This is a genomic window from Qipengyuania zhejiangensis (assembly GCF_035607565.1).
Classification (GTDB): Bacteria; Pseudomonadota; Alphaproteobacteria; order Sphingomonadales; family Sphingomonadaceae; genus Qipengyuania; species Qipengyuania zhejiangensis.
In genome coordinates, this window is the sequence record NZ_JAYKGO010000001.1 from 542,209 (window position 1) to 565,275 (window position 23,067).

Consider the following 23,067-nt stretch of genomic DNA (forward strand, 5'->3'; position numbering starts at 1 on the left):
TACCCACAGCAGACACTTCGGGAGATCCCATGCACATCCAGTTCAGCCAGTCCCGTCCGCAATCGGCGCGCCTTCTTGCCCAAGTCGTCGGCAAGGGCAAGCTGCCAGAGGGACTTGAAAAATCCGTCGTCGAAGGCGCGAGTGCCGCGCGCTTCAAGGGAACCGCCGGCCAGATGTTCGAAGCGTTTGTCGAACGCGACGGCGCCGTCCTGCGCCTTGCTCTGGCGGGGGCGGGCGACCGCAACGATGAAGCGCGCTCGGCCAATCTCGAAAAGGCAGGCGCTGCGATCGCCGCGAAATACCAGTGTTCGGGCGAAACCGAACTGGTGCTCGACCTCGCCGGAAGCGGCCTGTCCGCCGATGAAGCGGCCAGCGTCATCATGGGCCTGCGCCTGCGCAACTGGCGTTACGATATCTATCGTACGCGGATGAAGGACGACCAGAAGGTCACGCTCGACAAGGTAACCGTGATTGGCGGCCCCGATGGGTGCGTAGCTGCGTGGGAACAGGCGAGCCATGTCGCCGAAGGCGTGGAATTCACCCGTGAACTGGTCACCGAACCGGCAAACATCATCTACCCTGAAAGCTTCGTGGCGCGTTGCCGTGAACGTTTCGAAGGGACCGGCGCTGAAATCATCGTGCTGGACGATGCCGAGATGGAAAAGCTCGGCATGGGTTCGCTGCTGGGCGTCGGACTGGGTTCGGAGCGCGAATCGCGCCTGCTGGCCATCCGCTGGAACGGCGGCAACGCCGGCGATGCCCCCACGGCGTTTGTCGGCAAGGGTGTAACGTTCGACACCGGCGGGATCAGCATCAAGCCGGGACCCGGCATGGAAGACATGAAATGGGACATGGGCGGTGCCGGCGCGGTGGCCGGGGCCATGCTCGCGCTGGTCGGTCGCAACGCGAAAGCCAACATCGTCGGCGTCATGGGGCTGGTCGAGAATATGCCGGACGGCAAGGCGCAGCGCCCGGGCGATGTGGTCACCTCGATGTCGGGACAGACGATCGAAGTGCTCAACACCGATGCCGAAGGGCGGCTGGTGCTGGCCGATGCGCTGCACTGGACACAGGAAGAATTCCAGCCCGCGAGGGTGATCGATTTCGCCACGCTGACCGGGGCGATCATCGTTTCGCTCGGGAACGAGCATGGCGGCCTGTTCTCCAACGACGACACGCTTTCCAAGGACCTGCTCGATGCCGGGATTGCCAGCGGGGACAAGCTGTGGCGTCTGCCGATCAGCCCGGCTTACGACAAGCTGATCGATTCGCCGATTGCCGACATGAAGAACATTGGCGGCAAGGGCGCGGGTTCGATCACGGCGGCGCAATTCCTCAAGCGGTTCATCGCCAATGGCACGCCCTGGGCGCATTGCGACATCGCCGGGATGGTGTGGTCGGACAAGCCGGGTCAGACCTGGGGCAAGGGCGCAACCGGTTACGGCGTGCGCCTGATCGACCGGTTCGTCGCCGACACCCTGGAAGCCTGAACGGTCGGGTCCCCCTGAATTGCCCAGGATGCGCCGCAAGGGGGACCTGCCCACCAAGGTTTGCGCATCGTGCGGTCTGGACTTCGCCTGGCGCAAGAAATGGGCGAAGGACTGGGACGAAGTGCGCTATTGTTCCGAGCGGTGCAGGCGCAACAAATCAGGCAAGGGGGCATGACCGCGATGCCCCCGCAATGGGAGCCGCAAGGCCGGACATGAGGATCGACTTCTACCAGCTCAGCCGCGACCCCGTCGACGAGACGGTCGCCAGGCTGGCGCGCAAGGTCATGCAGGCTGGTGAACGGCTGGTGGTCGTCAGCGGTGACGATGCGCAGCGCGCCTTGCTGTCGAAGGCGCTCTGGTCGCAGGGCGGTGCAGCCTTTCTTGCCAACGGTGCAGCCGGTGGGCCACACGATGCGCGGCAACCCATCCTCGTGTCGCCTGTGTGCGATGCGCCCAACGATGCGCGCATGGCGATCATCGCCGATGGCGTCTGGCGGGACGAGGCGCGCGGTTTCGACCGCGTGATGCTGCTGTTCGATCCGGCAGGCCGCGCTGGTGCGGTGGACCTCTGGCGCCGCTTCGATGCCGACGAAGCGATCGACAACCGGATATTCAAGCAAAGCGAAAACGGCGGTTGGCGCGAAGGGCGTTGATGGAACCCGCAGGCGCTTCACCCGTCAAAGGGTTATGAACCGCCCGTTTGCCACCGCCGCCCCGTTGGCCCTGATTTTGGGGGCATGCGGCACGGGTGCGGAAGATCCCGCTGCAGTCCCGGAAAGCGAGCACGCGCAAACGGCGCGCGGCAGCTACGATATCGACCCTTCGACGGGCGAGACGCGGGCGCGCTTCGAAGACGATGACGGCAAAATCACGACCATGGTGGCAGGCGACAAGGTTCCGTTGCGGCTGCCCGCTGGTTTCACCCTGTTCCCCGGTGCGCGGGTAACGCACAACACGCGGGTCGAACGGGCCGATGGCAGCCTGGTCCTGGTCGACATGGAAACCGACGATTCACCGGAGGACGTCGTAAGCTTCTACCGCGAGCAGGCGCAGGCTGCGGGGTATGCCGTCGATATCGAAATGAGCAGCGGGGCGATGATGATGGTTGCGGGCAAGGCACGCGACGGCAGCAGCTTTTCCTTCACCGCTACGCGCAAGACGGATCTGACCCAGGGGCAGCTTTCGGTCGGGGTCGGGCTACCCTAGCGGGCGACACATACGCTTGCCCGCGCGCGCACGCGGCGCTAGGGGCGCGCGCGAGAACTCTCTCCCAAAATATTTCGCAAGGAACATCCCATGGCGGTTACCCGCACCTTTTCGATCATCAAGCCCGATGCCACCCGCCGCAACCTGACCGGTGCGGTTACCAAGATGCTGGAAGAAGCCGGCCTCAGCGTCGTTGCCTCCAAGCGCATCCACATGACCCGCGAACAGGCCGAAGGCTTCTACGCGGTCCACAAGGAACGCCCCTTCTTCGGTGAACTGGTCGACTTCATGATTTCCGGCCCGGTCGTGGTCCAGGTTCTCGAAGGTGAAGACGCCGTGAAGCGCAACCGCGACGTCATGGGCGCAACCAACCCGGCCGATGCCGAAGAAGGCACGATCCGCAAGACCTATGCCGAAAGCATCGAAGCCAATTCGGTCCATGGTTCGGACAGCGAAGAGAACGCAGCGATCGAAATCGCGTTCTTCTTCAACGATGACGAGATCGTCGGCTAATCATCCGCCAGGATTTCTGAAGCGGGCGTGCTCCATCGTGGGCGCGCCCGCTTTTGCGTCCGGGCCGAAAATTGGCATCCTGCCGAAAAAGGGAGTAGTGTTCCCGTCATTGCAAGGAACCGGGTCGCGTCTCCTTTGGGGGGAGGACGTATGACACGATCACTGGTCTTGGCGCTTTCAATCGTCATCTACTTCGCATTTTTCGGTGCGTTTCTGTACCTTGTCGGGTTTGTCGGCGGGTTCGATTTCATGCCGACGCATATCGACAAGGGCCTTTCCGCGCCGGTCGCGACTGCGGCCATCGTCGATCTTGCGTTGATCGCCCTGTTCGGCATCCAGCATTCCGTCATGGCGCGGCCCGGCTTCAAGGCCGGCTGGACGCAGATCATCCCCGCCGCGCTCGAACGAAGCCTCTATTGCCTTGCGTCCGTCGTTGCGCTCGTCGTGATGTTTGTATTCTGGCATCCGATCGAAGGCACATTCTGGGCGGTCGAAAGCGAAACGGGGCAAACGATCCTGCGCGGTCTTTTCTGGGCCGGTTTCGGCATGGTTTTCATCTCGACCTGGCTGATCAACCATTTCGAGCTGTTCGGACTTCAGCAGGCGTGGCTGAACTTCCGCGGCGAGCAGGAAAAGCCGCCAGTCATGCGGACCCCGCTGTTCTACAAGCTGGTCCGCCATCCGATCTATACCGGCTTCTTCATCGCGTTCTGGGCGACGCCCACGATGACCTACGGCCATCTGTTGTTTGCAGTCGGGATGACGATCTACATCAGCATCGGCATCGCGCATGAAGAACGCGACCTGCTGGGCATTTTCGGTGAGGATTACGCCGCTTACCGCCAGAAGGTCGGCGCGTTCATTCCCGGCTTGGGCAGGAAAGCCTAGGCTTCTGCAAAGCTGGCGATCTGCCCGCGATGTGCGTGGTGCGGATCGCTGGCGGCGCGGCCCATTTCGCGTTCCATCGCCGCGATAGCTTCACTTGTCAGCGTAAGGCCGATCGCCTCGTAGATGCTTGCGATCTCGGCGTGCCAATCGGCCCCGAGACGGGTGAAATCGACGCGCGCCAGCGGGCCGTCGAACGCGTCGAGCGCCGCATCCATACGCGCTTCGCGCAAGGCCAGCTTGCGGCGCCATTCGATTTCCAGAGGGCCGATGTCCGCCTCGTTCGACTGGAAGGCCATCTGGCTGGCAACCATCGAAAGCGTACTGTCCAGAACCTCCGCATGGTCACGGCGGGTGACGACGACGCGTGCATCGGGAAACTGGTCCAGCAAGGCTGGCAGGTCTTCTGCGAACTGGGGGCATTTCAGCACCCGGGGCCGCTCCGCATCGCCCATCGCTGCGGCGTCGGTGCGCAAGATACGGGAAAATTCGCGATACACGGCACCCGCGTCGCGCGCCTCGTTCAACGCCACATAGGACGGAATGCGCCACTGCGCCTCGTAGGCGCAGGCATCGAGCGCGCCGGCAAGCCAGCCGATTTCTTCATCCACCCGCGTCGCCCCGAACGGGTGCAGCGTATCCAGCCAGGGATTGATCCGCCGCGCGATGGCAAGGCCGACAACGCTTTTCAGCGGCCGCCAGTCGGGGCGTCGGGGCACCGGATCATGGCTGTTGCAGAACAGCGTTCCCGCGTGACGGGGATCGGACGCAAGCAGCCGGTGAACACGGGTCGTCCCGGCCCGCATCTGGCCCACGACGATGATCGGGGGCGCAATCGGTGTGTCGGCCATTTCCGGATTGGCCAGCCATATCCGGCCAAGCGCATGGCGTTTGCGGATGGCGGAGGTCAACTGACCATACGCCATGGTGTGGCCGAGCGAATTCAGGGACGCCTCGTCGCGCAGAGATGCGCAAAGGTGTGCCAGCCGTTCGCGGAAATCGGCAATGTCGGTATCGGACCGGATCGATCGCTCGTCCGCTTCGGTGAAACCGCGTGCCCCGATCTGCCACAGAAAATCGGGTTCCAGCGGCGGCTTTTCCGTCCACCCGCGGGCCCACATCGATTCCACCGTCCGGCCCGCCAGTTCAGCAGCCCTCGAGCGTGCGAAGGGATGCGACCGGGGCGGAGCGGTCACTCCCGGCCCCCGCCTTGCGGGGCGAACCGCGCCAGCAGCAGCCGCACGACCAGCGCAACCGCCAGCGCACCGCCAATGACGATCAGCGTTTCGGCCATGCTCGCTTCGCTGTTGCGGCCTTCGATGTCGTCGGCGTTGACGGCGACGATCAGCAGCCCTGCGGCGGCGATGGCATAGAAGAGAATAGAGCGACCCATTACTTCTTCCCTAGAACGCATCTGCCGCGTCGAGAAGCCCGGTTAACCGTTTTGGTGCGACAGATCGCCAGCTGCGTTCGAGCCAGGCGGCAACATCGTCCCAATCCACGCCGGGCCGATTGAGGATCACCCCGATCCAGCCGGCGGCCCCGTAATAGGCGGGCTTGTGGTAGGCATGCGGCTGCGCTTCGACGAGGTTTTCCAGTTCGTCCATCGTGCCGCATTTGACCAGCAGCGAAACATGCGGCGTTCCGTGATGCTGATCGGAAAAATAAGCGAAGAACTTGCCCGATTTCTCGCTCCCCACCCGAAAACCGGGCGAGCCATGGCTTTCGCGCTCGTGCGTTTCGGGAAGGGCGAGGGCACGCTGACGCACCCGGTCCAGCAACCAGGCCGGATCGCTTTCGCGCGATACATAATCGGCCAGCACGCGCGGATAGAGCTGGTGTTCGGCAACCCGTACGCGGTTGGCGAGCTTTTCGGGTGAATCTCCGGGCCAGATGGCCACTCTGATCTGTCCCAGCGCCTCTCCGGCGTCCAGATCCTCGGTTACCAGATGCACGGTGGCACCGGCATGGCTGTCATGCGCGGCAAGTGCGCGGGCATGGGTATCGAGCCCCGGATACTTGGGCAGCAACGAGGGATGGATATTCACCATCCGGCCTGCCCAGCGTGTCACGAATTCGGGGGTCAGGATCCGCATGTAGCCGGCCAGGGCGATATATTGGGCGCCAGCCTTGCGCGCCGCAGCTTCCATTGCCGCATCGTGATCGGCCCGCGCCGTGCCCTTGTGTGCCAGCGCGAAGGTGGCGACGCCTTCTGCCGCAGCCAGGACCAGCGCTTCTGCGTCCGGATCGTTTGCTGCCACCAACACGATTTCATAGGGGCACGAAGGGTGCTGACTGGCGTAAAGAAGGGCGGCCATGTTCGTGCCCTTGCCGGACACGAAAACTGCGACCTTGGCCCTTTCAGGCGCCGTGTCAGGCATTATGGGTCGCCGACCAATCCTCGCGGGAAGACCACGTGCCCGCCGCCCCGCGGACCGTGCAGCCCTTGGGTCCATCGACGATACGCCCGACGGGCAACACCGTTTCGCCCGCTTCCTCGAGCCGGGTGCGGACAACTTCCGCGTTGGCAGGATCGACCGCGAGCACCATGCCGACACCGCAGTTGAACGTGCGCGCCATTTCCGCGGGCTCGATATTTCCCTGCGCCTGCAGGAACGCCATCAGCGCAGGCTGTTCCCAGCAACCTGCATCCACCTCGGCATGGGCGCCCTCGGGCAGCACGCGGGGGATATTTTCCAGCAACCCGCCGCCGGTGATGTGCGCCAAGGCGTCGATCAGCCCGTCACGGACGACCGGAAGCAAGCTTTTCACATAGATTCGCGTCGGTTCGATCAGCGCGTCGATCAACAGGCGGTCCCGGTCGAACAGGGCAGGTCGGTCGAGTTTCCAGTTTTTATCCGCAGCCAACCTTCGAACCAGCGAATATCCGTTCGAATGCACGCCCGAGCTGGTCAGGCCGAGAAGGATATGGCCAGGTGCCACGCGTTCACCGGTGATCTGTTCGCCGCGTTCCACCGCCCCGACACAAAAACCGGCAAGATCGTAATCCCCGCTCGCGTACATGCCCGGCATTTCCGCGGTCTCGCCGCCGATCAGGGCGCAGCCGGCGGTCTTGCAGCCATGCGCGATGCCCGCGATCACGCGTTCGGCAACGCCGTTCTCAAGCTTGCCGGTGGCAAAGTAATCGAGGAAAAACAACGGTTCGGCGCCTTGCACGATCAGATCGTTCACGCACATTGCCACCAGATCGATGCCGACGGTGTCGTGCCGGTCGGTGTCGATCGCCAACTTCAGTTTGGTGCCGACGCCATCGTTGCCCGCCACCAGCAACGGGTCCTTGTACCCAGCCGCTTTCGGATCGAAAAAGCCGCCGAAGCCCCCGATCTCGCTGTCGGTACCGGGACGCATGGTGGCCTTCACCAAGGGGCCGATCGCCTTGACCAGGGCGTTGCCCGCTTCGATGGATACGCCCGCCTGTTCGTAGGTGTAGGACGACGGATTGCTGCGGTTTTGATCGCTCATCCAACCCGCCTTACGCATTCGCGCTTGGATTTCCAGAATCCTTTGGGCAAAAGGCCCGCGGTTTTCCCCATGCACCAGGCAATCACTCTTCCCAGCGCCCTTCGCCGCCCCGGCCTGCTTTTCGCAGGTCTGGCGTTGCTGTGCGCGCTGGGCGCTGTGGTTTGGGCGCAAGTCGGCGGGGAACGGGGCATCGCGCCGATCGCTGCGTCCACCGATATCGAGGTTGCGGGGATCGAAGTCGACGTGACCGCCAAGACCGGCGCGGAAGCACGCGAACAGGCATGGCAGGAAGCGGCGAAGAAGGCCTGGGCCAAGATCGATGGTCCACAGGTGTCCGATTCGCAGATCGCGGGCCTTGTTTCCGCAATCGTGATCGAACGCGAACAGCTGAGCTCGAATCGCTATATCGCCACCCTTGGCGTCATCTTCGATCGCCAGCGCGCATCAGGCTATCTCGGCTCGGCAGGGCTGGCCTCGCGGTCGGCACCGATGATGCTGATCCCGGTGACCGTATCGGCCGGTACCGAACTCGTTTTCGAACAGCGCAATCCCTGGCAGCGCGCCTGGGCGGAATATCAGGCCGGATCGAGCACCATCGATTATGTGCGCCCGGTCGGGTCGGGCGGCGATTCGCTCCTGGTCACATATGGGCAGGTGGGGCGTCGCAGCCGCGTATGGTGGCGCAATGTCCTCGATCAGTTCGGCGCGGCGGACGTGCTCATCCCGATCGCAAGGCTTCGCTACACCTATCCCGGCGGGCCGGTGGAAGGGACGTTCACCGCACGGTTCGGCCCGGACAACACCTATCTCGACAGTTTCACCATGAGCGCCGAATCGCCCGACAAGCTGCCCCAGATGCTGACGCAGGCCGTCAGGCGCTTCGACGGCATCTTCGCCAAGGCGCTGGCCGACGGCAAGCTGCGGCCTGATCCGACGCTCAATCTCGGCGCGCTCGAACTCGATCCGGCGATTCAGCGTCTGGTCGAACTGGGCCGCGCGCTGTTGGCGCAGGACCGTGCGGCGCGCGAGGCCCCTCCGCCCGAAGCTACATCGGAAAGCGGCGACGCGATTACCGCTGCTCCGATCCGCACACCTCCGCCCGAAGGTTCGGTGGCGCTTTACACAGTGCAGGTGGCAACCCCCGACGCGGCCGCCTTCGACAGCGCGGTTGCCGCCGTGAGGGGTACGACAGGCGTTCGCAGCACGGGCGTTCGCAGCACGGCCATCGGCGGCACGTCGGTGATGACGGTCAGCTACGGGGGTTCCATCGGGGAACTGGCCGACGCGTTGCGGGCCCGCGGCTTTACCGTCCGGCAGGGCAGCAACGCGCTCGCCATCAGCCGCTGAGGCGCGGTTGGCCGTGTCGCAACTCGCGCTTCCGCTCTCGCTGTCCGATTCGGACACCGCACGCACCATCGTCGTGGGACACGGCAACCGGTCGGTAGCCGAAGCCCTGGCGTCGCCGGATTCCTGGCCCTTTCGCACGGCAATTTTGATGGGGCCGCCGCGTTCGGGGAAATCCTTGCTGGCGCGCTGGTTCGAAGCGCAAGGTTCGGGCGAAACGATCGATGGCGCGAACCGGGCCGACGAAACTTCCATCTTCCATTGCTGGAACCGCGCGCAGGAAAGCGGCACGCCGCTGTTGCTGGTGGTGGATGGCGAACGCTGGGATATCTCCCTTCCCGATCTGAAAAGCCGGATGGGCGCCGCGATGCAGCTTGAAATTGCTGCCCCGGACGATGCGATGGCGGCCGACCTGATGCTGGCGCATGCGGCGCAGCGGCGCCTCGCGCTGGGCGAAGGTGCGCCCGCCTATCTCGTGCCGCGGATGGAGCGAAGCTATACCGCGATCGAGCGGGTGGTGGGCGAAATCGACCGGCTGAGCCTTGAACGCAAGGTGCCCGCGACCTTATCTGTCTGGAGAGACGCGCTGGACGCGGTACAGGGGCCCGAGCAGGGCCGCTTGCTTTAACGCCCGGTTGGTGGGAGAATATTTGCGATGTTGGAACGTCTTGTCGCCTATCTCGACAGCGTCAAAGCGCGCGATCCGGCCCCCCGAAGCCGTTGGGAGGTCCTGCTGTATCCTGGTGTCTGGGCGGTGGGTTACCATCGGCTGGCGCATTGGCTGTTCGAAGCGGAACTCTATTTCCTGGCACGGCTGGTCAATCACTGGAGCCGCTGGCTGACCGCAATCGATATTCACCCCGGCGCCAAGATCGGGAAGAACTTCTTCATCGACCACGGTTTCTCGGTGATCGGCGAAACCGCCGAAATCGGCGACAACGTCACGATCTACCAATGCGTCACTCTGGGCGGGACCAATCCGACCAGCGGGCAGGGCGGCAAGCGCCATCCGACGATTGAAGACGAAGTGATCATCGGTTCAGGCGCGCAGGTTATCGGCCCCATCACCGTAGGCCGCAGGGCGCGTATCGGTGCCAATGCCGTTGTCACCGACGAAGTGCCCGAAGGTGCCACCATGATCGGGTTGAAAGCGCGCAGCACGCTGGTGCCGGCCGAACAATGGCTCAAGGAATTCATTCCTTATGGCACGCCATGCGACGACCCGTGCGAGCCGAGCCGGGACTGCCTCGAAAAGCTCGAAGCGGAACTCAAGTCCCTGCGTGCGGAAGTTGCCGCCCTGCGCGCCGAACGTGAACCGGTGATGCGGAGCGGGACCGACGATTGATGAACGCATTTGGTGACACCATCGTCGCCTTCCCTGGCCGCAAACCCCTGCAGGTCGGGTTTTCCCGTGAAGAACTGACCCGCATTCTCGATCTCTACGGACGCATGGTGGCGGCGGGCCAATGGCGCGATTACGCCATGGATTTTGCACGGGAGGCGGCAAGTTTTGCGGCATTTCGCCGCACGGCCGAACGGCCCCAGGCGCGTATCGAGAAGCGGCCTGCACTGCGCAACAAACAAGGCATGTGGACGCTGTTCGGGGAACATGGCCAGGTGCTCAAACGTGGGCATGAACTTGCCGGGGTAATCGCCCCGGTCGAGCGGCGGCTGATGAAAGCCGTCGACGACTGAAGCTCAACCTCGTGGATCTGACCGGCGGAGCGCGCAGCGGCGCCGGTTGAAGGGCCGCCATCACGCTACTGCGCATCGCCAATCAACGTAATAACCGACCAAACGAATGCGGGCCCGCGCCGAAGCACGGACCCGCTATCGTTTGGCCGCCCCAGATCAGGCTGTGGCGGGCAGGCGGCCCCGCAACTCTCCTGGCAGGGTGTTGACCACCGCGCGGCGGATCGGCGTCCACAGCGCGCTGAGCGTCAGTAACGCCGACCCGATCACCAGCGCGGTGAGCGCGAAGTTGAGTTCGACCGCACCGAATTCGCGGAACAGATAGGTCAACGCGATCAGCACATAGGCCAAGGCCGAAACCAGCAAGGCCCGCCGGTCCACCGCGAGCGCAACCAGCCCGAAGGCGACATAGACCGCAACCACGGCCAAGGCCGCGCCCGCGCCGATGTTGTCGCCGTCGGTCACGCCAATCAGCGCAAAGACGGGGTGTGCGATCATCGGGGCTGCCAGAAGGTGCAGCCAGAATGCGACATCGCTTCGCCGTGTAGACCGGCTTGTGTCGCTGACATCCCACCGCATCGCGAAGCCGAAGACTACCAGGCCAGCGAGAAACACGAGGGTGAGGACGATGGTTTCGATGTTCTGGGCGTTGGGGCCGATTGCGGCCACCAGCAAAAGCACCGCCATTCCCGCGATTGCCGCGGTACCCGCCGCAATAGTGATCGGCACCATGAACCGTTTCCAGTGCAGCCACGCCGCACCTGCGGTGATCAGCGCCGCACCGGCCAACAGAACGATGCCGAAGGTTTCGTTGCGATCCTGCGCCCCTTCGGCCCACCCGATGATGAAGCCGGCCTGGGTCACCATCACGCCGCCCACGAACGCCAGCAGCAACAGGATGCTGGGCAGGGCCATGCGGCGCTTCAGGGTGAAGAATTCGGCAAGCAACCAGGCTGTGCCGGCGACGAAGAAGGCCGCAAGCCCCATGGAAATTCCCTGGGCGAGGGAGCGTTGGCTACGCGTTTCGTTCCACCATTCGGCATCCCACTCGGTGCCGGTGAAGACCGGTGCCGGGTATATAGCGCCCGCAACGGCCTGACCGATTGCGCCCACCGCCAGAAGCATGATGACCACGCCGATCGACACGAAAATGTCGTTGAAACCGGTGATCAGGCGAAAATGTTCGGCATCGGCCGGGACCGCATCGCGTTCTGCGGCGACATGCGCACGAAGTGCGTCTGCCGCTTCGGCGCTCAACGCACCTGCTGCGACGGCGGAATTCAGGTCTTCCTGACTATACAAAAGCCTATCCTCCCCAATTGAAGAAAGGGGAGGATAGGCTTAAGTGTATTAGTCAGTCAATACGGTAACTGTCATCCGCGTGTGGACGAGGGTCCCGCGCCGGCGCCCAGCACCTTCTGCATCGCGGTCAGGATGGCACCCGACTGCTCGCTGCCCGACTGCGGGGCCTTGAGGTTGGAAAATTCGCTGATCTTGTCCCAGTTGGCGGCAAAGCCTTCAACCGTGCGATCTTCTTCCTTCAACCACACCGCGTCGTTCATGACGGTCCAGGCCGAGTGGTATCCACCCGCACCGGCGCCGACGATGGCGTTGGTCGGCGAATCTTCGCTGACGAGGAAGAGCGCGGCCGGAACAACGTTTACCGGATCGAACAGCTTGAAGGCTTCTTCGGGGAACAGGTCTTCGGTCATGCGCGTGCCGGCAACCGGACTGAGCGTGTTGACCTTGATGTTGTACTTTGCCCCTTCGAGCTGAAGCGTCTTGGTTAGACCGGCAAGGCCCAGCTTGGCCGCGCCATAGTTCGCCTGGCCGAAGTTGCCGAACAGGCCGGTGCTGCTGGCGGTCATAAGGATGCGGCCATAGGCCTGTTCGCGCATGGTTTCCCAGCACGCCTTGGTGACCATGGCCGAGCCGGTCAGGTGAACCTTGACGACGAATTCGAAGTCTTCGGGGCTCATCTTGGCAAACGTCTTGTCGCGCAGCACGCCCGCGTTGTTGATGAGGACGTGGACGCCGCCCCATTTCTGCTTGGCGTCGGCGACCATCTTTTCCATCTGGTCGAATTCAGTAACGCTGCCGCCGTTGGAAACGGCTTCGCCGCCCATCTTCTCGATTTCCTCGACGACCTGCAGGGCCATGTCGGAATGGCCGGTGCCATCGCGCGAACCGCCCAGGTCGTTAACTACCACCTTGGCGCCGCGGCGGGCGAGTTCGAGCGCGTATTCGCGGCCCAGACCGCCGCCGGCGCCGGTCACGATGGCTACCTTGTCCTTGAAGTCGATGCTCATGGGCGTGCTCCTCGTATCTCGTTTACGTAAAGGTCAATTGCGGCGGGCGGAGTGGCACTTTCCGCCCCCGCTTGCAACTGTAGGCGCGGCGATCCGCCATGCCGTAGGGGCAGGGCGATCGGTCGATTGCAGCCTACAAACGCTCGAGCGCTGGAATCAGCTGGTCGAGCGAATCGATGTGCGAATCTGCGCCCAATTCGGCTGCCGGCTTGTCGCAATAGCCATAGCCCGCCGCGATCACGGGCACATTCGCCGCCCGCGCCGCCATGACGTCATACGAGCTGTCGCCGACAAAAGCGATGCTGCCGCCACCGCCGCGCGCGCGGGCCTCGATGATGGGATCGGGCGCGGGCTTTGCGCGTCCCTTGCCCATGGTGTCCCCGCCGATGATCGTGAAGAAGTGCCGCGAAAGGCCGAGCGTCTGAAGGATCTGCCCGGCAAAGCTTTCGAACTTGTTGGTTACCACGGCCATGGCAACACCCCGCGCCGCAAGGTCCGCCAGCATGTCTTCCGCGTGGGGATAGGGCCGGGTGTGCACGGCGTTGTGCTGCGAATAATAGGCGAGCATGGCTTTGTAGAGCTGATGGAAACGCTCGTCCGGGAGGCCGCCCTGTTCGTCGACGGCCTTTTTCAGCATGATCTTCGCGCCCCCGCCGATCAGGTCGCTGGCGTGGTCGGCCGGAACCGGGGAAAATCCGCCAAGTTCGAGCGCGTGGTTCACGGCCGCCCCAAGATCGCGATGCGTTTCCAGGAGGGTGCCGTCCAGGTCGAAGCCGACAATGTCGAAGCGAAAATCAGTCATACGCCGCATGGGTGGCGGATGGTTCTTCAAACCGCAAGAGATTGGTGGCATGGCCCGCACCCATGAACACAACACGCGAATTCGCCGCCGTCATCCTCGCCGCCGGAAAAGGCAGCCGCCTCAAGAGCGGGCTGCACAAGGTTCTTCACCCGGTCGCGGGCCGGTCGATCATCGACCACCTGATGGCTTCGGTGGAGGCGCTTTCTCCGGCCCGCACCATCGTGGTCGTGGGCGACGAGCGTCAGCAGGTCATCGACAGGGTGGGCGCACGGGCAGAATGCGTGGTGCAGGAACCCCAGCTTGGCACCGGTCATGCGGTCGCCCAGGCGAAGGATGCCCTGAAGGGCTTTACCGGCGACGTCCTGATGCTGCTGGGCGATGCGCCTTTCATCAAGAGCCAGACGATGCAGGACATGCTGGCACGTCTTCACGCGCCTGACGCACCGGCCGTCGTTGTCCTTGGCTTCGAACCGGCCGATCCGCTGCAATACGGCCGCGTCATCACCCACGCCGATCACACGATCGAGAAAATGGTCGAATTCAAGGACGCGAACGAGGCCGAACGGGCCTGCCGGCTGTGCAATTCCGGCTTGATGTCGGCACGGGCGGAAGACCTGTTCGACCTTCTCGACCGGCTGGATAACGACAACGCGCAAGGCGAATTCTACCTGCCCGATATCGTCAACATTGCAGTGAAGGACGGGCGGACCTGCGCCGCGGTCACCACCGAAAACCCGGACGAAGTGGCCGGTATCAACAGCCGTGCCGAACTGGCTCAGGCCGAAGCCCAGTGGCAGGCCCTCAAGCGCGAAGAAGCGATGGCCGCCGGTGTGACCCTGCGCGCGCCCGAAACGGTTTTCTTCAGCTGGGACACCGTGCTGGCGAACGACGTCACGGTCGAGCCGAACGTGGTTTTCGGGCCGGGCGTTACCGTTGCCAGCGGCGCCACTATCCGTGCCTTCAGCCACCTCGAGGGCGCGACGGTAGGCGAGGGCTGTTCGGTCGGTCCCTACGCCCGCCTGCGCCCGGGTGCGGTCATGGAAAAGGGCAGCTTCGTCGGCAATTTCGTCGAAATGAAGAAGGCCACTCTGGGCGAAGGGGCCAAAGCCAGCCATCTGACATATCTCGGCGATGCGGAAGTGGGCGCGGGGGCCAATATCGGCGCCGGTACCATCACCTGCAATTACGATGGCTATTTCAAATACAAGACCGTGATCGGCGAACGCGCCTTCATCGGGTCCAACAGCGCGCTGATCGCGCCTGTGACAATCGGCGCGGATGCAATCGTGGCAGCCGGAAGCGCGGTCAGCCGGGATGTCGGCGCGGGCGACCTGCGGATGGTCCGCGGAGAGCAGATCGTGAAACCCGGCTGGGCCGACCGCTTCCATGACGCGATGAAAAAGAAGAAAGCCGCCGAACGCAAGTGAGCGTTCTGGCGCTGAATTCCGCCTTCGGCAGGCGGTGAGACCGGGAGCGGGCTGAAGTCTCCTGCCGACCCAGTACGATCAGGCGGACAAGAGCAGCCCGCACACTATCGACCCGCTTCAGTCGAGAAACTGGCCGCCGACCTCCCCGAGCGAGGCCCAGCGGATTGCCACACTGTGTTCGCGGTCGGAAATCTGGAGCGTGTAATCGCAGCCCACGCGCACGGCGCCGGGAACCTTCAGGCGGAACCCATCGGCGGAAACGTCGACGATCGTGCAGGGAACATCCGGCCCGCCATCCGAACGAAGGATAGCTGCCTGGCTGACGGCAATACGGGGCTTGTGGGCCTGTGCTGGCACTCGCGCATCTCCTGAACAAGTTGTTGGAGCTGCGACCTTTTTGTTCTTGGGGCTATCCTAGGCGGGAAGGCTTTCCCAACGGTTAAGTCGTGCATCGGGGGGACGCACATTCCCCCCGATGCCAACCCGTCAATCCGCCAGTCGCTGCAGCAGGTAGACATACTGCAGCGCCTGCAATTGCGCACGCTGTTCGTTGTCCACGCCGCCGGAATGGCCGCCGGTCATTTCTTCGTAATAGTAATAGGGCTGGCCGAGCGCCTTCAGCTTGGCCGCGCCCTTGCGCGCATGGGCAGGGTGCGTGCGATCGTCGGCGGTCGATGCCCACAGGAAGGGCGACGGGTAATCCACCCCGGCCACGATCTTCTGGTAGGGCGAATAGCCTTCGATCCATTCCCTCTGCTCTGGAATGCGCGGGTCGCCGTATTCGCCGATCCACGATGCGCCGCGGCCGATCAGGTGATAGCGCAGCATGTCGAACAGCGGGATCTGCACGATAGCCGCATCGAAAAGATCCGGCCGCTGGGTGAAGGCCGTGCCTACCAGCAACCCGCCCTGCGACCCGCCCTGAATGCCCAGATGATCCGGGGCCGTTACCTTGCGCGCCACGAGGTCTTCGGCGACCGCGATGAAATCGTCCCACGTGCGCTGCTTGTTTTCGCGGATCGCGGTCTGATGCCACATCGGTCCGAACTCACCGCCGCCCCGCAAATTGGCTAGGACATAGACGCCGCCGCGTTCGAGCCACATCTTGCCCGTGCTGGCGAGATAGGCCGGAAGGCGCGGGACCTGAAAGCCGCCGTAGCCGGTCAGCAGCGTCGGATTGGTCCCGTCGAGTTCCATGCCCTTGGGCTTGACCACGAAATACGGGATTTTGGCCCCGTCGGCGCTGGTCGCCTCGAACTGGACGACCTCCATGCCTTCCGGTTCGAAAAAGGCCGGCGAAGTCTTGAGGACCTCGAGCGTGCCGGCGGCGCCATCGCGATAATAAAGGCGCGAAGGGTTGAGGAAATCGGTGACCGTAAACATCACCTCGTCGCGTTCGTCCGAAGACGATCCGATGCCGATGGTGGAATTTTCCGGCAGGTCGATGGCGCTTTGCGCCCATTGCCCATCGGCATAGTCGAACTTGACCACCTTGCCGCGCACATTGTCGAGCAGGCTCACATAGAGACTGTCGGATGTGATCGTTGCGCCTTGCTTGGTCTGACGGTCGCCCGGAGCCCACACCAGCGTTTTGGCCGCGCCATTGGGATCGGCCTTGAACGCTTCGAGGTTGACCGAAATCAGCGAGTCCGGCGCAAAGGTCTGCCCGTTGGCTTCCCATTCGACATCGGTCGAGAACAGCAACTGGCCATCAACGATCCCATAGGGCGAAGCCTTGAGCGGGATGTCCAGGCGCAACCATTCGCCGTCCTTGAGGAAGAAGTGTTCGGTTTCGTGGAAGCTCACCGCCCGAAAGGCGCTGTATCCGTGAACCGTTCCGCGCCCGTCGCGCAGCAGGCTGGCACCCGACCACACATCGCCCGATTCGCCGCGGAAGATTTCCTGCGCGTCGCCGATATCCGTTCCGCGTTTCCACAGGCGCGTTGTGAAGGGGTACGCGCTGTCGGTAAGCGTGCCGTCGCCAAAATCGCGGCTGACCAGCAAGGTGTCGCGGTCGAGCCACTCGACGCTGCCCTGGCTTTCGTTGTCGAGGACGAAACCGCCTTCGACGAAGCTCTGTGTCTCCATGTCGAATTCGCGCAGGATGGTGGCATCCTTGCCCCCGTCCGACAGCGCGATCATGCAGTATTTTTGCGCGGGCGGCAGGCAGCTGGACCCCTTGTAGACCCATTCCTTGCCCTCGGCGGCGGCAAGCGCATCCACATCGAGCACGGTTTCCCAAACCGGGCTGTCGGTGCGGTAGCTTTCCAGCGTGGTCTTGCGCACGAGGCCGCGGGGGTTCTGCTTGTCCTGCCAGAAATTGTACAGGCCGTCGGGGCGGATGGAAACGTCGGGAATGCGGTCTTCGCTGTCGTAGATCGCCAGCGCTTCCGCCTTGAGAGCCTCGAACCGGGGATCGTTGACCAGCGCGGCCATGGTGCGCGCGTTCTCGGCGCGGACCCAGGCCAGCGCTTCGTCGCTACGCGCCTCTTCCAGCCAGATGTGGGGATCCTCGTCGGGACCGGGGATACCGTCTTGTGCGGCAGCGGAATTGGGGGTGGCAAGCGTCATGGCTGCCGCCATGGCCAGCATGGATACGAGTTTCAAGTGCAGTCTCCCTAAGCGTGTAACGCATTGAGAGCGCTAGCGTGAAGGCGGCTCGCAGCCAGCCCCTATCGACGGATAGGAAACCTTGCCGGTCGAAGGGTTAGCGGTTCAACGCCCAGACCCGGATGGTGCGTTCGTGAAGTGTCTCGTGGCCGATTTCGGAATACCGGCTGGCGAGGGCGCTCTCCACCAGCGACGTGGCGGCTTCGTTCTGCGGCGTGAACGCGCTGTCGGCAGTGACGATGACCGAAGGGCGCGTTGCAAGAATGCGCGCGACTTCGGCTTCCTGCGATAGCCCGAGCGCGTCCTGCTCGAGGGCATTGTTCAGGTGATCGGGATAGATGAACCGCGTGGGCAGGCAGCTACCCGACAGCCGGTAAAGCGATGTCGGCCCATCGAACACCCAGAGGCAGCGCGCGGTGCTGTCCACCCTCGGCGAAATGGCGGCCGAAAGCCTGTCCAATGCCGCGCGGTGCATGCGCGATTGCTCGAATTGGGTTGGCAGGAACAGAAGGTAGGAAAAGCCCGCAAGCACCAGCAGCATCGGAAGAAGACGGGCCGCCCCGCTGCGATCGATCAGGGGGAGCGCGAAGAGCGCGACCGAAGGGGCAAGCGCGGCGTAATAGTAACGGTAAACCGTCGCGGGCATGTGAACGGTGGCGAGCGCCGCCAGCAACCACAGCGATAGGAACAGATACGCACGCCGGTTGCTGGGCGGTGCGAGGCGAAGCGCGGCGTAGGCACCGGCCATCACTAGGGCGCCGAGCGGCAGGAGATAGAGAAAGCTGTCCGAACTGTATCGCCCGGTCGAGGATGGCAGGCGATCGAAGAACGACAGGAAATTGGCAAAGAGGAATTCATCCCAGTACCCTGCCGCCGCATAGCCACCGGCAACCAGTGCCGTCGGCAACAGGCCCAGGGCGCAGAATGCCGCGCCCAGCCAGACCAGGCGGATCGGCGCATCGCCGGCACGGTATCGGCCCCACAAGGCCCACATTCCGAAGAAGATGCACTGCGGCAAAACGGTGTACTTCACCTGCAGGGCAATTCCGCCAAGCAGCATGGCGGCAAGCGCGCGCGGCACCGCCTGCGAATGCGCGGGATCCCGCACCAGCAGCGCCATGCCCAGCATCATCGGGACATGGAACGCTTCCGATTGACCGGAATGGCTGCCGTAGGTCGACACGAGCAAGACATACAGGACTGCTGCCCCACCTGCCGTCACCCGGTCGACGAGATCGCGGGCGAGCACATAGGTCATCCATGCACCAGCAACCGTGAACAGCGCGGCGAGAACCTGGTAGGCGGCGGGATCGGGCCCGCCGACGGAGTGCGCCAGCGCGTACAGCGCAAACAGCCCGAAGGGTTTGCGATCCCACAGGTCCACGAACGGCAGGTGGCCCTGCGTCATTGCGTTGCCGATCAGCGAATACAGTTGTTCGTCAATGTCGGCGTTGGCATCGCCGAACCAGGGCGAGCGCACGAAGAATGCGATCATCGCCAGCAACGCGAGCACGAGTGCGTCGCGGCGGCCGAGGCCATCCGCGGGCACCGCCGCTCCATGCTTGGTTGCTGTCGATGCCACGCTCAATGATCCCCGCTCGGCCCCTGCCATGCCGCCCGGATGGTTAATTATCCGCTTAACCGCCAAGGTTCCAGCACCGGCTTTCACGATTTCTTGAAAGGATCGGGATAGGCAGCGCCCATGGCACTTCGCATTCGCGCCCTTGCCGGGATAATTTCCTGGGCCTTTCTGGCTGGAGTGGCCGGACTGCTGGTGCTTTCGGCATGGGCCATGGCACCGTTTTCAAGCGCACCCGCCGATGTTCTGCAGGCGGCGGATCGACTGGCGAGGGCGCCGTTTGCGAGCCGCGTTGTGATCGGCGACAGCCGCGTCCAGTTCGCAACCCAGCCGCCCGATGCGCTGTTTGCCGGGTTCGGCGGCGCGACATCGCGCGATCTCGATCGTTTCGCAGCCCTCATGTGCACGTTTTCGCGCGCGCCGGTGACGGTTGCGTTGGGAATAAACGATACCAAACCTGCCGAAGTGAATGTCGGCGAGAGCCGCCGGGCTTTCACCCGTATCGCGCAAAGCTGCGAGCGCGAAGGCTTGTGGATCGCGGGGATCTGGCCGGCCGAAGCAGGGGTGGAACCGGCAGGGGACGATTACGACCCGCTGGCCATTGCCTCGCTCGATGCGTTTCTCGAAGAACTGGCCGCCGAAGTCGGCGCGCGCCGCATCGACGTGCCAACGCTCCGCCCCGGGTTCACCTATGACGGCGTCCACTTCACCCAGCCGGTTTCGCAGGATTATGCCGACCGGCTAGCCTTCCCTGACGGGCGGTGAGAGCCGGGTTAACCGGTCTCTAATCGGTATCGCCTAGACAGGGCATATGGACCGGCCGCACTTCATCACTCCGGCGATGTCGATCCTGCTCGACGCTGTTCGGGCAGGGGCGGCCCTGCTCGTGCTGGGCGGTCATGCGGTTCAGATGGGCCTCTATACAGGCCCGTACCCCTTCGGACCGACGATGCAGCACAACGCCGTAATCGTCTTTTTCGTCCTTTCCGGCCTGGTGATCGCGCACTCCGTTCAAAAGGGGGGCTACACGCTGGGCGAATACGCCATCGCCCGCGCGGCGCGGATCGTGCCGGTTTCGCTGTTCGCCATCGGATTTGCCGCGGTAATCTATCTCGCTGTCACGGCGCGCGGTTTGGTTCCGGCCCTGGCGCCGTCACCCTATGACGAATTCTCGCTGGCCGCGCTGGTCATGCCCGCCTTGTTCCTGAGCGAGAGCACCGGCGGTGTGGGGCCGGTGTGGAACCCGCCGTACTGGTCGCTGACATACGAGGTCTGGTTCTACGCGATTTTCGCGGCGGGATTCTTTCTGCGTGGCCCCAGCCGGATACTGTGGATCGCGGTGCTGTGCTGGGTCGCGGGCTGGAAGATCCTGCTGATGCTGCCGATCTGGCTGCTGGGTGCGGGCCTGGCGCGGTATGGTGGTGCCTGGCAGCCCGATGCCACCCGGTCTGTCCCGCTCGCGCTGGCAGCCACCGTTTGCCTGGTGGCCGGGGCGCAATTTGCCAATCCGGCGGCCTATCTGATGCATCAGCTCCATGCGCCGTTCGGCGTCCGACTGGGCTTTTCCGAATTCTTCGTGACCGATTTCGTGATGGGCCTGGGGATCGCGATGCTGTTCGTGGCTTCGAAGCCCTGGGCCGAACGGTTCCACGGCGCGCTGGTCCTTGCAAAGCCGCCCATTGCGTGGTTCGCGGGCTTTTCGTTCTCGCTCTATATCCTGCACTGGCCGATGCTGTCGGCGCTGTCGGCGCTCGGCATTGGCGCTGGCGACAGCCCCCTGGCGTTTGCGGCGCTGCTGGGCGGCATTATCGGTGTTTGCGCGCTCGCTGCACAATTTACCGAATACCGCAGCGGCGACATTCGCAGATGGATGGCCAGCCGGGTCCTGCAGGTTCGCGGAGCAGCCACCGCCTGACCGGATCTCCGGAGCATCACGAAAAAGGGCGACCCGCAGGCCGCCCTCAATTCGTTTTCGCAGTGGTCGTCCGGGCTTAGCCTTCGACATGTTCCGCAAGCACGGTGAGGCCGTTTTCGCCGACTTCGGCGAAGCCGCCGCGGACTTCGATCAGTTCCGGGGCAGCGCCTTCGGTCTTGTAGACCTGCACCGCACCGTCGCGGATCGTGGACATGAAGGGCGCGTGGCCCTCCAGCACGCCGAATTCGCCTTCCGCACCAGGAACGACCACCATGTGGACGTCCTCGCTGCGGACCAGCTTCGCCGGCGTGACGAGTTCGAAGTGAAGGGCCATGTTCTTAAGCGTCCTCGGCCAGTTTCTTGGCCTTTTCGACCGCCTGGTCGATGCCGCCAACCATGTAGAAGGCGCTTTCCGGCAGGTGGTCGTATTCGCCATCGACGACGGCCTTGAACGACTTCACGGTGTCTTCCAGCTGGACGAACACGCCCGGAATGTTGGTGAACACTTCAGCCACGTGGAACGGCTGCGACAGGAAGCGCTGGATCTTGCGGGCGCGCTGCACGGTCAGCTTATCTTCTTCCGACAGTTCGTCCATGCCGAGAATGGCGATGATGTCCTGCAGGCTCTTGTACTTCTGCAGGGTTTCCTGGACGCGGCGGGCAGTTTCGTAGTGCTCCTGGCCGACGACACGCGGTTCGAGAACGCGGCTGGTCGAATCGAGCGGATCGACCGCGGGATAGATGCCAAGTTCGGAAATCGCGCGCGACAGGGTCGTCGTTGCGTCCAAGTGGGCGAACGAGGTTGCCGGGGCAGGGTCGGTAAGGTCATCGGCGGGAACGTAGATGGCCTGGACCGAGGTAATCGAACCCTTGGTGGTCGAGGTGATGCGTTCCTGCAGGTTACCCATGTCGGTCGACAGGGTTGGCTGATAACCGACGGCCGAAGGAATACGGCCGAGCAGGGCCGACACTTCCGAACCCGCCTGCGTGAAGCGGAAGATGTTGTCGACGAAGAACAGGACGTCCTGACCTTCCTGGTCGCGGAAATATTCCGCCATGGTGAGGCCCGAAAGCGCAACACGGGCGCGCGCACCGGGAGGTTCGTTCATCTGGCCGAAGACCAGCGCAACCTTGGAACCTTCCGAAGTGGCGTTCCCGTCGGCATCCTTGGCGATAACGCCGGCGTCGAGGAATTCGTGGTAGAGATCGTTACCTTCGCGGGTACGTTCACCAACACCGGCGAACACGGACACGCCGCCGTGGCCCTTTGCGATGTTGTTGATCAGTTCCTGGATAAGCACGGTCTTGCCCACGCCGGCGCCGCCGAACAGGCCGATCTTGCCGCCCTTTGCGTAGGGCGCGAGAAGGTCGATGACCTTGATGCCGGTAACCAGAATGGCCGACTCGGTCGACTGGTCGATGAAAAGCGGCGCTTCCGCGTGGATCGGAGCGGTCTGTTCGGCACCGATCGGGCCGCGCTCGTCAATCGGCGCACCGACGACGTTCATGATCCGGCCGAGCGTCTTGGGACCGACGGGTACGGAAATCTGCGAGCCGGTGCTGATGACTTCCTGCCCACGGACGAGACCTTCGGTCGCGTCCATCGCGATGGTACGCACGGTGTTTTCACCGAGGTGCTGCGCGACTTCGAGAACCAGCGTGTTCTCGCCGTTCTTGGTTTCGAGCGCGGTCAGGATCGCGGGCAGTTCGCTTTCGAAATGCACGTCGACGACAGCGCCGATGACCTGGCTGATGGTGCCATTGGGGCTCTGGTTAAGCTTGGGTGCGGTGGCCATGATACGTAAGTCCTAC

The 23,067-nt window shown here is 63.6% G+C and carries 25 protein-coding genes; 13 read left to right on the forward strand and 12 right to left on the reverse strand.

All coding sequences use genetic code 11. The features are described 5' to 3' along the window. The first annotated feature begins 29 nt into the window (after positions 1-29). From VR863_RS02585 to mddA, 6 genes are all read left to right on the forward strand, one after another. A complete protein-coding gene (locus VR863_RS02585; RefSeq protein WP_324826866.1) occupies positions 30-1,490 on the forward strand; it encodes a leucyl aminopeptidase in 1,461 nt (486 codons plus the stop codon). 19 nt (positions 1,491-1,509) lie between these two features. Further along, entirely contained in the window at positions 1,510-1,665 is a 156-nt protein-coding gene (locus VR863_RS02590) for a DUF2256 domain-containing protein (protein ID WP_353545343.1), read from the forward strand. Positions 1,666-1,702: 37 nt separating this feature from the next. Continuing rightward, positions 1,703-2,143, forward strand: a complete 441-nt coding sequence (locus tag VR863_RS02595; RefSeq protein ID WP_324826868.1) for a DNA polymerase III subunit chi — start codon at positions 1,703-1,705, stop codon at positions 2,141-2,143. 34 nt (positions 2,144-2,177) lie between these two features. Further along, entirely contained in the window at positions 2,178-2,696 is a 519-nt protein-coding gene (locus VR863_RS02600; protein WP_324826869.1) for a hypothetical protein, read from the forward strand. A gap of 90 nt (positions 2,697-2,786) precedes the next feature. Beyond that, entirely contained in the window at positions 2,787-3,209 is a 423-nt protein-coding gene (gene ndk, locus VR863_RS02605) for a nucleoside-diphosphate kinase (protein ID WP_324826870.1), read from the forward strand. Positions 3,210-3,359: 150 nt separating this feature from the next. After that, positions 3,360-4,097: a methanethiol S-methyltransferase gene (gene mddA / locus VR863_RS02610; protein ID WP_324826871.1), complete on the forward strand. Its 738-nt coding sequence runs from the start codon at positions 3,360-3,362 to the stop codon at positions 4,095-4,097. On the opposite strand, the gene VR863_RS02615 is transcribed toward mddA, so the two are convergent. Genes VR863_RS02615 through purM form a run of 4 tightly spaced genes read right to left on the reverse strand, consistent with a single transcriptional unit; the run spans position 4,094 to position 7,577 of the window. After that, a complete protein-coding gene (locus tag VR863_RS02615; RefSeq protein ID WP_324826872.1) occupies positions 4,094-5,290 on the reverse strand; it encodes a sulfotransferase family protein in 1,197 nt (398 codons plus the stop codon). The two genes, mddA and VR863_RS02615, sit on opposite strands and share 4 nt — an antisense overlap. Further along, positions 5,287-5,487, reverse strand: a complete 201-nt coding sequence (locus VR863_RS02620) for a hypothetical protein (protein WP_324826873.1) — start codon at positions 5,485-5,487, stop codon at positions 5,287-5,289. The genes VR863_RS02615 and VR863_RS02620 overlap by 4 nt, the downstream gene beginning before the upstream one ends. Positions 5,488-5,497: 10 nt before the next feature. Continuing rightward, positions 5,498-6,475, reverse strand: a complete 978-nt coding sequence (gene purN, locus VR863_RS02625) for a phosphoribosylglycinamide formyltransferase (protein WP_324826874.1) — start codon at positions 6,473-6,475, stop codon at positions 5,498-5,500. Further along, positions 6,468-7,577, reverse strand: coding sequence for a phosphoribosylformylglycinamidine cyclo-ligase (purM, locus tag VR863_RS02630; RefSeq protein ID WP_324826875.1), 1,110 nt, complete (start codon positions 7,575-7,577; stop codon positions 6,468-6,470). The genes purN and purM overlap by 8 nt, the downstream gene beginning before the upstream one ends. 69 nt (positions 7,578-7,646) lie before the next feature. Here purM and VR863_RS02635 point away from each other — a divergent pair, with 69 nt between their 5' ends. Genes VR863_RS02635 through VR863_RS02650 form a run of 4 tightly spaced genes read left to right on the forward strand, consistent with a single transcriptional unit; the run spans position 7,647 to position 10,616 of the window. After that, positions 7,647-8,924, forward strand: a complete 1,278-nt coding sequence (locus tag VR863_RS02635) for a heavy-metal-associated domain-containing protein (RefSeq protein ID WP_324826876.1) — start codon at positions 7,647-7,649, stop codon at positions 8,922-8,924. Between the two features lie 13 nt (positions 8,925-8,937). Continuing rightward, on the forward strand, positions 8,938-9,549 hold the full coding sequence (locus VR863_RS02640; RefSeq protein WP_324826877.1) for a P-loop NTPase family protein: 612 nt from the start codon (positions 8,938-8,940) through the stop codon (positions 9,547-9,549). 27 nt (positions 9,550-9,576) lie between these two features. After that, positions 9,577-10,266 carry a serine O-acetyltransferase EpsC gene (gene epsC, locus VR863_RS02645; protein WP_324826878.1) on the forward strand — a complete coding sequence of 230 codons (690 nt, stop codon included), beginning with the start codon at positions 9,577-9,579 and terminating at the stop codon, positions 10,264-10,266. Then, positions 10,266-10,616 (forward strand): DUF2794 domain-containing protein, encoded by a 351-nt coding sequence (locus VR863_RS02650; protein WP_324826879.1) that lies wholly within the window; start codon positions 10,266-10,268, stop codon positions 10,614-10,616. Before epsC ends, VR863_RS02650 begins: the two co-directional genes overlap by 1 nt. 156 nt (positions 10,617-10,772) lie before the next feature. Here VR863_RS02650 and VR863_RS02655 read toward each other — a convergent pair whose 3' ends face one another. From VR863_RS02655 to VR863_RS02665, 3 genes are all read right to left on the reverse strand, one after another. Further along, complete coding sequence (locus VR863_RS02655) at positions 10,773-11,915, reverse strand: hypothetical protein (RefSeq protein ID WP_324826880.1); 1,143 nt, start codon at positions 11,913-11,915, stop codon at positions 10,773-10,775. Positions 11,916-11,986: 71 nt separating this feature from the next. Then, positions 11,987-12,922, reverse strand: a complete 936-nt coding sequence (locus VR863_RS02660; protein ID WP_324826881.1) for an SDR family NAD(P)-dependent oxidoreductase — start codon at positions 12,920-12,922, stop codon at positions 11,987-11,989. A 133-nt stretch (positions 12,923-13,055) separates the two neighbouring features. Further along, positions 13,056-13,724: an HAD-IA family hydrolase gene (locus tag VR863_RS02665; RefSeq protein ID WP_324826882.1), complete on the reverse strand. Its 669-nt coding sequence runs from the start codon at positions 13,722-13,724 to the stop codon at positions 13,056-13,058. A gap of 62 nt (positions 13,725-13,786) precedes the next feature. Here VR863_RS02665 and glmU point away from each other — a divergent pair, with 62 nt between their 5' ends. Further along, positions 13,787-15,151 (forward strand): bifunctional UDP-N-acetylglucosamine diphosphorylase/glucosamine-1-phosphate N-acetyltransferase GlmU, encoded by a 1,365-nt coding sequence (glmU, locus tag VR863_RS02670; RefSeq protein WP_324826883.1) that lies wholly within the window; start codon positions 13,787-13,789, stop codon positions 15,149-15,151. Positions 15,152-15,268: 117 nt separating this feature from the next. On the opposite strand, the gene VR863_RS02675 is transcribed toward glmU, so the two are convergent. From VR863_RS02675 to VR863_RS02685, 3 genes are all read right to left on the reverse strand, one after another. Next, positions 15,269-15,508, reverse strand: coding sequence for a PilZ domain-containing protein (locus VR863_RS02675; protein WP_324826884.1), 240 nt, complete (start codon positions 15,506-15,508; stop codon positions 15,269-15,271). A 129-nt stretch (positions 15,509-15,637) separates the two neighbouring features. Beyond that, positions 15,638-17,758: a prolyl oligopeptidase family serine peptidase gene (locus VR863_RS02680; RefSeq protein ID WP_324826885.1), complete on the reverse strand. Its 2,121-nt coding sequence runs from the start codon at positions 17,756-17,758 to the stop codon at positions 15,638-15,640. A gap of 100 nt (positions 17,759-17,858) precedes the next feature. Then, entirely contained in the window at positions 17,859-19,343 is a 1,485-nt protein-coding gene (locus tag VR863_RS02685) for an ArnT family glycosyltransferase (RefSeq protein WP_324826886.1), read from the reverse strand. Between the two features lie 120 nt (positions 19,344-19,463). Between VR863_RS02685 and VR863_RS02690 the strand changes: the two genes are divergently transcribed. After that, positions 19,464-20,105, forward strand: coding sequence for an SGNH/GDSL hydrolase family protein (locus tag VR863_RS02690; RefSeq protein WP_324826887.1), 642 nt, complete (start codon positions 19,464-19,466; stop codon positions 20,103-20,105). 46 nt (positions 20,106-20,151) lie between these two features. Then, positions 20,152-21,255, forward strand: coding sequence for an acyltransferase family protein (locus VR863_RS02695; RefSeq protein ID WP_324826888.1), 1,104 nt, complete (start codon positions 20,152-20,154; stop codon positions 21,253-21,255). Between the two features lie 76 nt (positions 21,256-21,331). Here VR863_RS02695 and VR863_RS02700 read toward each other — a convergent pair whose 3' ends face one another. Together VR863_RS02700 and atpD are read right to left on the reverse strand one after the other, a co-directional pair. Then, entirely contained in the window at positions 21,332-21,589 is a 258-nt protein-coding gene (locus tag VR863_RS02700; protein ID WP_324826889.1) for an ATP synthase F1 subunit epsilon, read from the reverse strand. A gap of 4 nt (positions 21,590-21,593) precedes the next feature. Beyond that, the gene (gene atpD, locus VR863_RS02705; protein ID WP_324826890.1) at positions 21,594-23,051 is read right to left on the reverse strand and encodes a F0F1 ATP synthase subunit beta; all 1,458 of its coding nucleotides are present in this window, start codon (positions 23,049-23,051) and stop codon (positions 21,594-21,596) included. Positions 23,052-23,067: the final 16 nt, after the last annotated feature.

Bases quoted from the DNA above. Each gene is read 5' to 3' on its own strand.
- VR863_RS02585 (WP_324826866.1), top strand. From the start codon at position 30: ATGCACATCCAGTTCAGCCAGTCCCGTCCGCAATCGGCGCGCCTTCTT.
- VR863_RS02595 (WP_324826868.1), top strand. From the start codon at position 1,703: ATGAGGATCGACTTCTACCAGCTCAGCCGCGACCCCGTCGACGAGACG.
- VR863_RS02600 (WP_324826869.1), top strand. From the start codon at position 2,178: ATGAACCGCCCGTTTGCCACCGCCGCCCCGTTGGCCCTGATTTTGGGG.
- ndk (WP_324826870.1), top strand. From the start codon at position 2,787: ATGGCGGTTACCCGCACCTTTTCGATCATCAAGCCCGATGCCACCCGC.
- mddA (WP_324826871.1), top strand. From the start codon at position 3,360: ATGACACGATCACTGGTCTTGGCGCTTTCAATCGTCATCTACTTCGCA.
- VR863_RS02620 (WP_324826873.1), bottom strand. From the start codon at position 5,487: ATGGGTCGCTCTATTCTCTTCTATGCCATCGCCGCCGCAGGGCTGCTG.
- purN (WP_324826874.1), bottom strand. From the start codon at position 6,475: ATGCCTGACACGGCGCCTGAAAGGGCCAAGGTCGCAGTTTTCGTGTCC.
- purM (WP_324826875.1), bottom strand. From the start codon at position 7,577: ATGAGCGATCAAAACCGCAGCAATCCGTCGTCCTACACCTACGAACAG.
- VR863_RS02635 (WP_324826876.1), top strand. From the start codon at position 7,647: ATGCACCAGGCAATCACTCTTCCCAGCGCCCTTCGCCGCCCCGGCCTG.
- epsC (WP_324826878.1), top strand. From the start codon at position 9,577: ATGTTGGAACGTCTTGTCGCCTATCTCGACAGCGTCAAAGCGCGCGAT.
- VR863_RS02650 (WP_324826879.1), top strand. From the start codon at position 10,266: ATGAACGCATTTGGTGACACCATCGTCGCCTTCCCTGGCCGCAAACCC.
- VR863_RS02660 (WP_324826881.1), bottom strand. From the start codon at position 12,922: ATGAGCATCGACTTCAAGGACAAGGTAGCCATCGTGACCGGCGCCGGC.
- VR863_RS02665 (WP_324826882.1), bottom strand. From the start codon at position 13,724: ATGACTGATTTTCGCTTCGACATTGTCGGCTTCGACCTGGACGGCACC.
- glmU (WP_324826883.1), top strand. From the start codon at position 13,787: ATGAACACAACACGCGAATTCGCCGCCGTCATCCTCGCCGCCGGAAAA.
- VR863_RS02690 (WP_324826887.1), top strand. From the start codon at position 19,464: ATGGCACTTCGCATTCGCGCCCTTGCCGGGATAATTTCCTGGGCCTTT.
- VR863_RS02695 (WP_324826888.1), top strand. From the start codon at position 20,152: ATGGACCGGCCGCACTTCATCACTCCGGCGATGTCGATCCTGCTCGAC.
- VR863_RS02700 (WP_324826889.1), bottom strand. From the start codon at position 21,589: ATGGCCCTTCACTTCGAACTCGTCACGCCGGCGAAGCTGGTCCGCAGC.
- atpD (WP_324826890.1), bottom strand. From the start codon at position 23,051: ATGGCCACCGCACCCAAGCTTAACCAGAGCCCCAATGGCACCATCAGC.